Origin of the sequence: Bdellovibrio sp. HCB290 (assembly GCF_047305925.1) — a bacterium.
Lineage (GTDB): Bacteria > Bdellovibrionota > Bdellovibrionia > Bdellovibrionales > Bdellovibrionaceae > Bdellovibrio.
Genome location: NZ_CP178620.1, coordinates 1,878,032 through 1,890,674, shown reverse-complemented (window position 1 = coordinate 1,890,674; position 12,643 = coordinate 1,878,032). Strand labels below are relative to the sequence as shown.

Below are 12,643 nucleotides of genomic sequence, written 5' to 3'. Positions count from 1 at the left end.
CCTATTTACAATGGGTCATTATCCAACACGCTGTTCGATTCGCAAGCCAGGCGTGCTTTTGAGGATTCGCCTCTTAGTAAAAGCTGAACTCTTTTAAGTGAGTTGAATGTTGGAACTGTTTCAGTGATTTCGGAAATCGCGCTGAATTTGCTGCTCATCTCTTTGATCTGCAGGCGTTTTGGGCTGCCATCAACGGGGTTGATATCCACGAAGAACTTAAATCCATGAATCACCATATAGAATTCAGGAACTTCCAAATCAGGAGTCCAGCTGTACGTATATTCACCATCGTTAATGTTTAATGTGCAGGTCACTTGAACGTTGAACAAAGCCGGACCATTGGCAAAGCCGAAAATGCCTTGTTGAACACGGGCTTTATCGTTCAATACTTCTTCGACCTGACGGTTTAATTCAAAATCAGACAAACCTGAGTACATCAAACCGATGATTTGGCGTGTGCGATATGAACTGCCATCACCAAATACTTTGCGAAGCGCATAATAGATTTCTTCATGCAGCAAAATAGCTGCTTTTTGATAGTTTGAAAATACTGGAAGATCCCAAACGCGTTTTGAGTAAATGATTTCTCCATCCAAATTCGCATCTGCCAATTGAACAAAAGAAACCACGCCCCCTGGGCAGCTTGTTGTTGGCGGTTTATAGCGAAGTTCCGCATCAGGGATATAACTTAAAGCCTCTGGAACTGAGCGAAGTCTTTGGGAAATGTTTAGTGGATAGCTTTTTAGAATCTGCGCCAGTCGTGGCAAAGCTCTTTCAATCAAATTATGTTGCTCAGCCAGCAAAGCCCAAACATGTCCGTCTTTTTCAGTCAGCTTTCCTGGACTATAGAATTCAACCTTCGTTAAATCCGCAGCTTTAACCCAAAGAACCTCGCCAGATTGTTTGTTTCTGCAAGCCCAACCTCCGCCACCATTATTTACACGAGGAGCCGCAAAAGCAGTCCCAGCCAAAACACTGATCATCAAGAATAAGAACATTTTCATAGAAGATCCTTTTTAGGATTTTGGGAAAGTCCGTAAAATTGCAGGTTGATCTGATAAACTTCTTCGCCAGGATTCTTTTCCAGATCGCGAATGAATTGATCCATAAAAAGACGCAGGCGTTTCTTGGCCTTGGGAATATCTGATTTCAAAATAGGAATTGAAGCATTTTGAAATTCAATCTGTTCAGTTGGCTGTGACGTCAAAGCCAAGGCCGCCAAATGAAGGTGCTGGCGATGGTTTTCGCGCACAGCCTGGGAAGGAACATCATGCGGAGTCTGGATATCGCCATTATTCATGACAACGTACTTGCCATTTTCTTTCACGATAAAGCCCATTTTAACCAGGCGGGCGAAGGATTCCTTGGCCACTTCCTGGGGGATTCCCAATCTCTCCCCGATCCATTTTGCAGTTCCTTTGAAGTCTTTTGTATTCAAAAGGGCCAGAATTGCAAAGTGATGCCACTCGGCCACAGCTTTAAAGCTGTCTTGGGAGATCACAGATTTTGAATTGCGTTGGGTCTTTAGAATACGTGCACGAAGCTGCTGACCGCTGCGGGAACTTTCATGCAGCTGATCTTTAGCCACAAGACGCATCAGATGTGCTTCTTCCTCAGGAGACATATCCAGAATCTGACTGATCTTGCTGGCAGCACCAATGGAAAGTGTTTTTTGCGAGTTCATCACGCGGGACAAATAAGAATGGCTGATGCCGGCGATTCTGGCAAAACTGCGCAGACTCATATTTCGGTGGGCCACCTTACTGGCAAAAAGGTCACGCAAAAACGGCTGGTATTCCTGGTATTCTAATGGAGAAATCATGGAGGCTTTATAATAGAGCTGGCGGTTTTAATCCACTTCCGTGGTGCCCATTGGTAACCGTTTTCTTTTAAAAGAAATTTAACAGCATCTGGTCGATATTTTCCCAATAAAGCTTATAAAATATTCCTAAAACTGATGGGAAATACGTGAATCTAGGGATTTGTGGTGCCCACAGGTCACCATATCGATGTTTTAACGAGCACTCTCAAAAAAACCAGATTAAATAAGCCGCATAGCAAAACACAAAACTAAAGGAGAATTTTTATGTTTAAAAGTATTTTGGCAATTGCAATGGCTGTGATTAGTTTCTCATCGGTTTCATATGCAGGTTCGGCGAATGCTTCTCTGGAATGTGTATCAGATTCTGGCAAAACAAAATTGATCGCTGATATTCCGGGAGACTATAGTTCCGCTGCAGTTTCCGTTATCGTTGAGGGTAAAGAACTTCACAGAATCAATGAAGCTCGTGAAGGTGAAATTACTTATTCTAAACCACAAGAGCAATATCCAGGCTACGAAGTTGCTATTATCTCCAGCGTAGCTTCTATCTCTCAAAAAGTTTTGACAATCCAGGTTTTGGATAAAAAGTATGAATCCACTCAATTGCTTTTGATTGCTCAACCCGAAACGGTTCGAGGTAATAATGCCAATGCAACTTTCCGCGCCACTTTGACTACCAAAGATCCACGCGATGGAAACAAATACATTAGATACATTTCTGTCTCGTGCAAATACGGCTACTCAATTTAGTGTTGGCCGTCTACTTCCTGCATCTTTTTGACGACGATCGCAATCGTCTCAGAATCTACACGGGCCTTTTTCATTAAGGAAACGGCCCGGCTAAAATCATCAGAATCAATGGCTTCAAAGAAATCATCCAGCTTTCCAATAGCTGCGACTTGTTCCAAAACTTCCGTTCCTTCGAAATCAGATTCATCCATATATTAAGACCTTATTGATAGTGATAAAGACGGGCTTTGATTTCGGCGATGCGCTCTTCAACAAATTGTGTGGGGTCTGGAGTAGGAACTGCAGCCCCTGAAGTTAACTCTGCCAAGGCTTGCTCATAGTAAGGCTGTGCTTCAGCGTATTTACGCAAATCATAATAGGTATTGGCGATATTCAAAGCGGGAGCATTTTTCAGATTAGGATTATGTTTCGCTTTAGCTTGAAGATCCAAATACAACTCTAAAGACTTATTTAAATCACCCAGGTAATTGTAATAGGCAGCCTCTTGAAACTGCTTTTCTTCTGGTGGGTAATAATCAGCGATCATGTCTTTGACGACGTCTTTATATTTGTCTCTAAATTCTGGTGTTCTTAGTTTGGATCTCAAAAAAGAAATCAAATTATCCATGGCCCGTTTATTACCAGCAGATTTAAACTCCTGATACATTTTAGTTGGATCGTCTTTCAGGACGCAGGGTTCCCCTTTGAAACATCTCAGAACAAGATTTTCAAAATTCCCTGCGTTTAACTCCAATGGGGGCACTTCAGGTTTCGGATTATCCAGAATTTTTACTTGATCTGTTCCACTTGGAAGTTGAGTACGGGTTTGAAGATTTTCAGGAATCACCGGAGGTTTCATCTCCCCGACTTCACCACCCACCTCGACGTCGGTCGCTGTTTTCTTGGGATAGAAAATCACAAAAATCACAATCAGGATAACCAGTAAAAGCAACAGTGCCAGGGCCTTCTTGTTTTTAAAAATCTCCATAATCGTCCTTTCTGTTATTCCGTCAATCCACGAATCAGTAGTTCTGCCGAGATCGGATTTGTTGCGAGCGGCACATTATGAACATCACAAATTCTCATCAGCATGGAAATATCCGGATCATGGGGATGCATTCCCAACGGATCCCTGAAAAAAATCACGCCATGACATTTCTTGGTTGCGACTTCCGCGGCGATTTGTGCATCTCCCCCTAAAGGGCCTGATAATTTGCAGGTTACTTTAAGACCTGCGGCCTGTAAAAGCTTACCTGTGTTTCCTGTCGCAGAAATTTTATATTTTCTAAACTCCTCAATATTGTCCCGGACAAAAGACACCATAAGGGCTTTTTTACCGTCGTGGGCAATCAGGGCAAGATGCTTCTTTTTCATTATGACTGAACCTTACTGGAGCTGGTTAAGTTGAGTTTGTTTTTCCTGCAACAGCTCACGAATAGATCGAATCACGTCCTCTTGACCTTGTAAATTTCTTTCTGCCTGTTGAATTTGAGCCTGGGCTGACATTTGCGTGAAACGTGTCTGGCGATAGGAGTACTCCAGTCGTTGAATTTCTTCCCGTAACGAGTTGATTTCTTCCTGAATTTCACTGCGCGCATTGGTATTCTGGCTTGCCACATCACGGGCCTGGTTCTGAATTTGTTGCGTTCGCTCCAGTGATTGGGCCGCAAGCTGGAGCTTTTGCACTTTCATATCCTGAAGTAGTTGGGTTTGTTCCGCTAATTGCCCTTGCAGCTCCTGAACCCTTTGGGCTTGTAACGTCAGATCATTAAAATTCAGCTGCCAGTCCTGCAGATCTTGTTGAAGTTTCTGCACTACCGCTTCCTGCTGCAAAATATTTTGATCCATCTGCTGATTATAGTAACGAATCGAAACATCCTGTTCGCTTTGCAGGCGTTGCACTTCTTGTTGCAAACGGGACTCACTGAACTGATCGTTATTTAAGGTGTCCGTTAAATATTCAATTTCCTGATGGGCCTGGCTGACCTGGTTTCGATAATTGAACTCCAGTCGATCCGGATTGCTTCGTTCTCGCAACTGATCCAGATACTGCTGTTGAGTATCAAGTTTTTGGTTTTCCTGAAGAAGCTGATTCGAAAGAGCCTGAACCTCCTGTTGGAGCTGGTCTTTTTTCAGGGAGTTTTGTGGCACCCCAGAGGTGACTTCAGGGACGGCAGCAGTTCGGCGCTTTAGGAGCCTTTGAGTGTCGTCCTTGGATTCCGTCACCAGGGTCTGAGTTCGTTTTAGCTCCTGACCAAACTTGGTAAACCAGATACCAAATCCGACCACAATAAGGACGACTAAAATGAACAAAGAGTTTTTTGTCATTACTCCGCCTAAACCGGAATCTCCACTATAGAGCGAATTCCATTTCGCGCTGTCATTGCATGGACCACGGCACGAAGACCCATGATGGTTTTACCCTGAGCACCAATCACTTGCCCCAGATTATCCTTGGCACAATTCACACGATAGACTGTCGTCTTGGGTCCCACGTAAGTGGTGACTGTCACAGTTTCAGGCTGATCCACCAGGAAACGAACCAATTTTTCAATCAGCTCGCGAACCTCTTCGCGATAGGCATCCGCATTAACATCTTCACCCTTGATGCGGTTTTCATCTTTAAATCCTTTATATGGTTCGAAATCATTGTTCATTGTGAAACTCCTCTGATGAAATTGGATACTCCCCGACGGTCAAAGCTGCAGTGATACCCAAAGACCGGAACCGACTGTGCCTGGAAGCCTGACTTAATAGCTGTGTTGGCAAAAATCTCTGAACCCTCTTGGAAGCCAAAGTTATCTCCCCGTCCAGTTGAAACATAATAACGAGGTTTCAAAACTCCCATGGGATATCGCTCAGGAAGATTTAAGACGTTGTGAATATCCCAATCATTATTGTCGACTATATAGCGCTGGGAAATCCCCACTAGGGAGTCCACTAAAAGGCCTTCAGCATGTGTGCGCCTTTTATATTCGTTGATATCCTGCTGGGGTGAATAAGGGCCGACAACAGTGATTGCTGGACATAACAAAACCACGCGCTCAAATAAGCCGGGCATTTTCAAGCTGGCCTGGGCGGCATTGAATCCTCCCATGGATTGACCTATGATCATTCGGCGTCCCTGGCGAAGTCCTCCGACCTGGCCCTCTAAAAAGGGTAAGATTTGATCGCGAAACAGTGGAAGATATTGGTATTTTCTATTTTCAACCAACATCCAAACCGGCCCAAAAGATATTGTCATTACAGTGGGCTCGTACCCCTGGCGTGACCATTCTTTAGTAATGGATTGGGTGTCGCCCTTTTTAAACCAGGACTTTTCTGATGCCGAGATTCCGTGGAAGAAGTAAACGATGTCTTCGTTGCGTGTTCGATCCACATCACTGATACAGTATTTTACTTTGACGCCATTAAAGGATTTAGCGGAACAACGAGGCTCCGAAACACCCGCAAGAGATGTCTCCAGATAAAGCAATGAAATCAACGCCACAAACAGCGCAAACGGTCTCACTGAAGCCTCCATTTTGGATAGGCTCCGCTATGAGAATCTTGAAATCAATTTGCAATGTCGAAATCTTCACGAACTCTGTGTTTAGACACGAGAACTTGCTCGCCGGTATTCAAGCAGCGCAGGTAAAAATGATTGTAACCAGTGTTAGTGATCACAAAACGGCTGGGGGCTTTCGGGGAAATTTTCTTAGCTAGTACGGAACCCACATCCAGAGTTTCATACTTCGCCAACAGCTTTTGCGAAACTTGAGAACGATAAACATGCAGTGCCACGGCCGACACTAGGAATAACAATGCTGTTGTTCCACACACGGACCAATGAAATTTTCTTTCCAGCAATAGAGTAAAAGAAACCGGCGCCAATACAGACACCAAAACGATCGCTCCTGTTAAGCGGCGTTCTTGTTTTTGATACTTTCTAAATTCGTCGGAAAAAGTAGACATTGGCAAACCCTCTTGATGGGAGACTCTTATAAAACCACGAAAGGTTAATGAACATCGAGTCCAGAATTGGTTAAACTTTTGTTGAAGAAATGTTTTGCTGCTGCGTTTCCCTTACTGACAGCTCTCTTGCACTGAGGTTTGCTTAAGGAACTCAGTGAGGTTTTTATGCAACTTTTGCTTTCGTTATTGTTCGCGATGCCGGTTTTCGCTTCCACTCAAGCTCAGGACAGTCAAACCTGCCAGGATCGCGTAGAGCGTGGCGGAACTATCCAAGTGCAGATGAGACCAACCTCCAAAGGCGACTGCTTTATCTCTATCAACAACTTCAAGCTTAATACGATGTTTTATCGCGCTTACTTATTCGCAAATGACGGGAACATGATGGTGTTTAATTCCTTTGGTTCAGGATCTGTTTCTGAAACGACAGGTGCTCGGGAATTTTACTTTTTCCCACATCGTTATAAGAATCCGACCTTTGCATGGAACGAGGAACAGCGCCACCTAACGGTCACCTCGACGGCAGGTGATGAATACTATTTTGATTATGATACAGCTCAACTTAAGGGCATGAACAAGGCCGAGATCCAGGTGACATCTGAAATTTCCAAAACCAACAAAGGTGGAGTTGAGATCACCAAGTATCAAGGCTTGGTCTTCGATGCCGGATTTAAGATGGGTTCCGCGCCCACAGGGGCACCACGCAATAAAGGCACATTCACCGATGAAAACGGCAAAACCTGTACTTTAAACATTGGTGATATCTTCAGTTATAGCGAAGAAGGTGATCCTTACGTGAAGTATTCCGATAAAAACCTGGCAGCATTCCTGAAAAAGAAATGTCCAAAACTAAAATTTCCGGCGATGTAAGAAGCCAATAAAAAAGGAGAGTTAGCTACTCCCCTTTTCATTTTCCTGGACTCCCCCAAGCCTTAAAAACATTCCGGGGGAGTGCAATTACTCTTTCAATTTCGGCGTCACTTTAAGTTCCAGAACTTTCCCCGCTCTTAACACTTTCAAAGTGGTCTCTTTGTTCGGTTTCACGGCCTGCAACGAATAAACATAGTCATAGATATTGTCGATTTTCGTGTTGTCGAACTCTATCAAAATGTCTTTCTCTTGAAGTCCCGCTTTTTCAGCTGGACTGTCTTTAGAGACACCCGAAAGCAGGACGCCCTTCGTTCCTTCCTGGGTATAGTCTGGGATAGTCCCCACATAAACCCGGAAACTTCGTCCTTCCATGTTGTTCTGAGAGCTTGCGACCTTTACATAGCGAACGGCTTCCTTGGGCTCCATGGCAATGAGGTCGCCGTAGCTTCTAACAACATTAAGAACCTTCACCAACCCTTCAAAGTTGATCAGCTCCATCGTATCCCGCGGCGTGTGATATTCAGGGTGCGCACCCGTAAAGAAATTCGCTGTCGGGATACCATGCATGTATAGCGCCAATGAGTCCGTCGGCAAGTAAGGATCATCTTGCGAAACCAAAGGCACACGCGTTTGGGCCTCTACCTTTTCCGTCATCGCATTCCAGGTATCACCAGACCCCAGACCTTGAACAAACAGCCGGTCCCGCAGACGTCCGATCATATCCATGTTCAGATAGGCTTCAAGCTTGCTGCCTTTATAGTTTTTGGTGAAGTAAGTGGAACCTAGATTCCCAAGTTCTTCGCCAGACCACACGGCAAACATCAAGTTCTTTTTAAGCTTTCCAGGCTGAGTCTTTTGCACGTTCGCATAGTAATGAGCCAGCTCCATAACACCGGAAACTCCCGATGCATTGTCATCAGCGCCACCGTGAACGTGTCCAGCTTCATCGTGTTTCGCCAGCGAACTTCCATTCGTCCCCAACCCCAAATGATCCCCGTGCGCCCCGATTAGGACCGAGCTTTGTGCTTTCACTGGAAGAACTGCCAGCACATTCGCACCTTGAGACTTCTGAAACTGCAGATCAATATTTGCCTTCAAATACACGGAAGGAATGGCGAAACCAGTTTGCATTGTGCCCTTATCAAGCTGTTTTTGCTCTGCCTTCAGGTTTTTATCCGCGCGTTTGACCAAATCCCCGGCCAAGGACGTCGACATCCGAATCACAGCGATACTGGACTCTGCCAAGGCGCCTTCAAATTTGATCTTGCCGAAATCGTCTTTAAGTTCGCTGCTGGGACCGTGAACCACGATCAAACCCACAGCACCTTCATTTTTGGCAACCGTCACCTTATGTTGCATTCGCGCATACAGATTCAGATACTGTCGTCGCTGTGCTGGGATTTCTGCCGGCAGATCCGAAAAGACCATCACCCATTTATTTTTTACGTCTAAATCTTTATAGGAATCGTAGGCAGCTTCTTTGTCAGATGCCGGTGCTTTAATTCCGTAGCCCGCAAACACTATGGGAGCACCACTGACTGGACCTACTTTTGAAAATGATAAGGGTTCGAAATCCTGAGAAATCTTGTAAGATGTCTGACCTTTACCCACAAGCTCAAGTAGATTCTTAGATCCCAGACTGACACCTGAAGTGAATTCGAAGGATTGGAAGTAAGTGCCGTTGTTTCCAGCAGGTTTTAGCCCCCAAGCCTTAAAAGCTTCAGCGATTTTCTCGGTGTAGATTTTCTCCTGATTTGAACCGGTGTTGCGACCTGCAAATTCTTTCTGCGTTAGATAGTGGATCCAGGTCTTCAGATCTGATGACTGAATGTCAGGCACCAAAGAAACTTTCATCGGATCCGCCGGAGGAAGATTCAAAAGTCGGCGTGCCTGCGAATCATCCCAGGTTGCCATCACTATTTGTGAATCCCCTTTTTGATTGCGATGGGTCCAGGAAAGGCTTTTGCCATCGGGAGTAAAAACTGGCAGTCCATCGAAATCATCAGCAAAGGTCACTCGCACCGGATCGGATTTGCCTGCGGTATCGACAATGAACAGTTCAAAATTTGCAAAACCCATAACACTGGACCCGAAAACAATGTAATCACCCGAGGGGTGAAAAAATGGAGCCCAGGACATTGATTTTAACTTTGTGATGGCCGTCTGCTCCGAACCATCCGTATTCATTGTGTAGATTTCCGCCATAGTGCCTGTGGCGTTAAAGCGGCGCCATGTGATCTTTTTACCGTCTGCGCTAAAAAATGGACCGCCATCGTAACCTTTGGAATCAGTTAGACGTTTCACACCAGAACCATCGGCATTCATGATGTAAATATCCATCATGTAGGACGGGTCCTGCGCAAAGTACTTTTGATCTTCTTCCGATAGCTTCCCAAGATACGCCGCTCGATTTGAAGCGAACACAATCTGTTTGCCATCAGGCGAGTAAGCCCCTTCAGCGTCATAGCCTTTTTCTTTGGTCAGGCGTTGAAGTTTGCGACCATTCAGATCTGAAGTCCAAATGTCGTAAGTCGCATCATAACTCCATGAGTACTTGGATTTAACGGCCTTCTTGCGATTCTCAAACTCATCAGCAGCTTTCTTTTTTGTATCTGGATCAGCATGGGTCGAGGAGAACATCACCTTTTTCATGGAAGGATGAATCCATCCACAGGTGGTTTTACCTGTTCCCGGGGAAACCCGTTTCGTGTCACCGGTTTTTAAATCCATCACATACATCTGATAGAAAGGATTGCCGGGCTCCCTTTCGCTTTGAAAAATCATATGACGACCGTCGGGGCTGAAATAACCCTCCCCGGATTTGGGTCCCACAAAAGTCAGCTGCCGCGTTTCACCCAGCAGACTGTTCGGAGTGTTTACGAAGTTCCCCACGGGTGTTTCACCATAAGCAGTGAAGACGAATAAGCACAAAAGATTTCCAAGTAGCACTTTTACTTTTTTCATAGATGACTGTAGGCTAGAAGTACAACGCTCAGTAAGTCAAATACCTTAGGGGGATGCTTGTGCGCGCAATTCAATGGGTTTTCATTATGCTTTCGCTAAGTTCCTGCACGACTCTTAGAACGCCCTCTTCGATGCCAGAACTTGTCTATACCGACGAAGTCTACACTCCGGCGGCATTTATTCCTCACGTTGGAACTGGATCATTTAAAAACTATCTGGCGATGAATTTGCCTTATGAAGGTTACCAACCCATTTTGCGGCAACTGGAATCCAGACTGCAAAAATCATTGAAGAATCGCGGCGAGGTTCACATCACCGTGATCACCCCGGTTGAGTACGATAAGGTATTAAGCCGCCATCTAAGAATGCAAGATATTCACAACATCGCCGAAAAGTTACAGATCCAAAAAAGCCCCTATCGCCCCCTGTGTTTGGGGCAAGGCCAGCTTAAAATGAATGGAAAAGAGGAAACCACGTATTTCGTGGTGGTGGAATCCGAAGCCCTTTTCCAGATTCGCAAGTCCATCGAAGAGTTATATCTTCAAAAAGGTGGTAAATCCGGTGAATTTAAAGCGGAATTGTTTTTCCCGCACGTGACTCTGGGGTATACTGAGCGCGACTTACACTATGAAGATGGCGTGACTAAAGATGCTGCCAGCTGCATATACAAAATGGAGCCTGGCCCCCGTTCTAAATGACTGCAATAGATCCTGAAACACTCATCCTTTGCCCTTATGAAAAGACCTGCTCTGGCTGCCAGTTGCTGGATATCCCCTATGGCAAACAAGCCGAATCCAAAGTTTCAGAATTGCGCGCACTTTTAGGCAATCACGGAATTCAAACTCCAAAGCATATCGACTTTCTTTCCGCCGGTGCGGCCTACCTAAGAGACCGCCTGGATTTCAGCCTTCAGGATGGACGCCTGGGGCTTTATGGTAAGAACTCACGGGAAATCGTCGACATTGAGGTTTGTGCCCAACTGTCACCGGAACTGCAAAAATGGTATACGGAGTTTCGCAAGATCAAGTGGCCCTTCACTAAAGGCTCCATTCGTCTGCGCGTAGGCCCCCGTGGCGAGCGCGGAGTCTGGCTGGATTTTGCAAATATCGATATTAAATCACTGTTGGATGAGCAAAACATTTTGCGCGAGCTACAGGAAAAAACTTTCGTCGAGATCGGTCAACGCCGCAAGATTCCGGTTTGGAATGGCAGCGAATTCAAACTAAAAGATCCAGAGCTTAACAAGTGGTTTACGACTTGGATGAATAAGGTTCCAGTCGATCTCTTCTGTCACGTTGCGAGCTTCACTCAGCCAAGTCTGAAAGCAAATACGTTTATTGCGGATAAAATATCAGCATGGGTAGGACAACATCCGGAAGCTCGTATCATTGAGTTCGGCTCCGGTATTGGGAATTTGACTTTGCCAGCACTGGCGACGGCAAAATCAGTTCTAGCTTGTGAAATCGATGCGTTGTCTTTGGAAGGTCTGGAGAAAACAGTTCTTATGTTACCTTCCGAACTACAAAAGCATGCAGATAAATTAACCATTTACCGTGGGGATTTTCAAAAAAAGATTCTGCAGGATTTTTCGCAGTTTGATGGTGTTCTGGCCAATCCGCCGCGCTCAGGATTGATGGGATTTTTGAATCCGCTAGAGTCCTTAAAGGCCGAACAAAGGCCGCCGTTTTTTATTTATATGTCATGCTTCCCGGAATCCATGGCGATTGATATGCAGCGACTGCAGTCGTTTGGTTATGAATTAACTGAGCTTGCGATACTGGATCAATTCCCGCAGACGCATCACTATGAAGTTTTAGGATTACTTCAAAGAAAATAGACGAAGACCGCTGATCTTACCTGGCAGATCGCCGCCCAAAATCAGGGATAAAGCTGGCAGTACGATCACCCCAGTCAGAACAATCAATGTGGTTCGCGCTAAAACCCGCAGGATATAGCGGGATTCCAATCGTTCGTGGGGTTTGCCCAGTCGAATATTACAAGCCCACTCGCCAATGCTGGAGCCCATAAAGGCACGCATGGAAATCAAATACACCCAGCTACTAACCGCAAAGATTTCAGCCAGTAACATAATTTGCGATTCAGAATGAAAGAGCATTTTCAAAACGCCGCTTGCGGATGTTTTCATCAAGACTGAAAACACGATTAGAAAAGCACAGCTGATAGCAATCAAAATTAGAAAATCCACGAATGAAGCCAGCAACGACCACAAAGCCAGGCGATAACCTTTGCGTTTACGGGAAGGTCCACCTTGAAATCCCGTACCGACAAACCCCATACTCTTCGAAG

At 45.2% G+C, this 12,643-nt stretch carries 15 protein-coding genes; 4 read left to right on the top strand and 11 right to left on the bottom strand.

Going from position 1 to position 12,643, the window contains the following annotated elements:
- Positions 1–5 precede the first annotated feature (5 nt).
- Positions 6–1,004, bottom strand: a complete 999-nt coding sequence (locus ACLVWU_RS09375) for a hypothetical protein (protein WP_413578736.1) — start codon at positions 1,002–1,004, stop codon at positions 6–8.
- Positions 1,001–1,822 carry a TIGR02147 family protein gene (locus ACLVWU_RS09370; protein ID WP_413578734.1) on the bottom strand — a complete coding sequence of 274 codons (822 nt, stop codon included), beginning with the start codon at positions 1,820–1,822 and terminating at the stop codon, positions 1,001–1,003. Before ACLVWU_RS09370 ends, ACLVWU_RS09375 begins: the two co-directional genes overlap by 4 nt.
- 264 nt (positions 1,823–2,086) lie before the next feature.
- Between ACLVWU_RS09370 and ACLVWU_RS09365 the strand changes: the two genes are divergently transcribed.
- Positions 2,087–2,572, top strand: a complete 486-nt coding sequence (locus tag ACLVWU_RS09365; protein WP_413578732.1) for a hypothetical protein — start codon at positions 2,087–2,089, stop codon at positions 2,570–2,572.
- On the opposite strand, the gene ACLVWU_RS09360 is transcribed toward ACLVWU_RS09365, so the two are convergent.
- Genes ACLVWU_RS09360 through ACLVWU_RS09330 form a run of 7 tightly spaced genes read right to left on the bottom strand, consistent with a single transcriptional unit; the run spans position 2,569 to position 6,505 of the window.
- Positions 2,569–2,763 carry a hypothetical protein gene (locus ACLVWU_RS09360; protein WP_413578730.1) on the bottom strand — a complete coding sequence of 65 codons (195 nt, stop codon included), beginning with the start codon at positions 2,761–2,763 and terminating at the stop codon, positions 2,569–2,571. The genes ACLVWU_RS09365 and ACLVWU_RS09360 overlap by 4 nt on opposite strands.
- A gap of 11 nt (positions 2,764–2,774) precedes the next feature.
- A complete protein-coding gene (locus ACLVWU_RS09355; protein WP_413578728.1) occupies positions 2,775–3,539 on the bottom strand; it encodes a tetratricopeptide repeat protein in 765 nt (254 codons plus the stop codon).
- A gap of 14 nt (positions 3,540–3,553) precedes the next feature.
- Positions 3,554–3,925 carry a methylglyoxal synthase gene (locus ACLVWU_RS09350; RefSeq protein WP_413578727.1) on the bottom strand — a complete coding sequence of 124 codons (372 nt, stop codon included), beginning with the start codon at positions 3,923–3,925 and terminating at the stop codon, positions 3,554–3,556.
- A 12-nt stretch (positions 3,926–3,937) separates the two neighbouring features.
- Positions 3,938–4,879: a hypothetical protein gene (locus tag ACLVWU_RS09345; protein WP_413578726.1), complete on the bottom strand. Its 942-nt coding sequence runs from the start codon at positions 4,877–4,879 to the stop codon at positions 3,938–3,940.
- An 8-nt stretch (positions 4,880–4,887) separates the two neighbouring features.
- Positions 4,888–5,208, bottom strand: coding sequence for a KH domain-containing protein (locus tag ACLVWU_RS09340; protein WP_413578725.1), 321 nt, complete (start codon positions 5,206–5,208; stop codon positions 4,888–4,890).
- Complete coding sequence (locus ACLVWU_RS09335) at positions 5,205–6,062, bottom strand: alpha/beta hydrolase-fold protein (RefSeq protein ID WP_413578724.1); 858 nt, start codon at positions 6,060–6,062, stop codon at positions 5,205–5,207. The genes ACLVWU_RS09340 and ACLVWU_RS09335 overlap by 4 nt, the downstream gene beginning before the upstream one ends.
- Before the next feature lie 44 nt (positions 6,063–6,106).
- Positions 6,107–6,505: a hypothetical protein gene (locus ACLVWU_RS09330; RefSeq protein WP_413578722.1), complete on the bottom strand. Its 399-nt coding sequence runs from the start codon at positions 6,503–6,505 to the stop codon at positions 6,107–6,109.
- A 165-nt stretch (positions 6,506–6,670) separates the two neighbouring features.
- Between ACLVWU_RS09330 and ACLVWU_RS09325 the strand changes: the two genes are divergently transcribed.
- A complete protein-coding gene (locus ACLVWU_RS09325) occupies positions 6,671–7,372 on the top strand; it encodes a hypothetical protein (protein ID WP_413578721.1) in 702 nt (233 codons plus the stop codon).
- 87 nt (positions 7,373–7,459) lie between these two features.
- Here the strand turns inward: ACLVWU_RS09325 and ACLVWU_RS09320 are convergent, their stop codons facing one another.
- A complete protein-coding gene (locus ACLVWU_RS09320) occupies positions 7,460–10,336 on the bottom strand; it encodes a M28 family peptidase (protein WP_413578720.1) in 2,877 nt (958 codons plus the stop codon).
- Between the two features lie 59 nt (positions 10,337–10,395).
- Here ACLVWU_RS09320 and ACLVWU_RS09315 point away from each other — a divergent pair, with 59 nt between their 5' ends.
- Together ACLVWU_RS09315 and ACLVWU_RS09310 are read left to right on the top strand one after the other, a co-directional pair.
- Complete coding sequence (locus tag ACLVWU_RS09315) at positions 10,396–11,034, top strand: 2'-5' RNA ligase family protein (RefSeq protein WP_413578719.1); 639 nt, start codon at positions 10,396–10,398, stop codon at positions 11,032–11,034.
- Positions 11,031–12,173 (top strand): RNA methyltransferase, encoded by a 1,143-nt coding sequence (locus tag ACLVWU_RS09310; RefSeq protein ID WP_413578717.1) that lies wholly within the window; start codon positions 11,031–11,033, stop codon positions 12,171–12,173. The genes ACLVWU_RS09315 and ACLVWU_RS09310 overlap by 4 nt, the downstream gene beginning before the upstream one ends.
- On the opposite strand, the gene ACLVWU_RS09305 is transcribed toward ACLVWU_RS09310, so the two are convergent.
- A complete protein-coding gene (locus tag ACLVWU_RS09305; protein WP_413578716.1) occupies positions 12,156–12,632 on the bottom strand; it encodes an RDD family protein in 477 nt (158 codons plus the stop codon). The two genes, ACLVWU_RS09310 and ACLVWU_RS09305, sit on opposite strands and share 18 nt — an antisense overlap.
- Between the last annotated feature and the right edge of the window lie 11 nt (positions 12,633–12,643).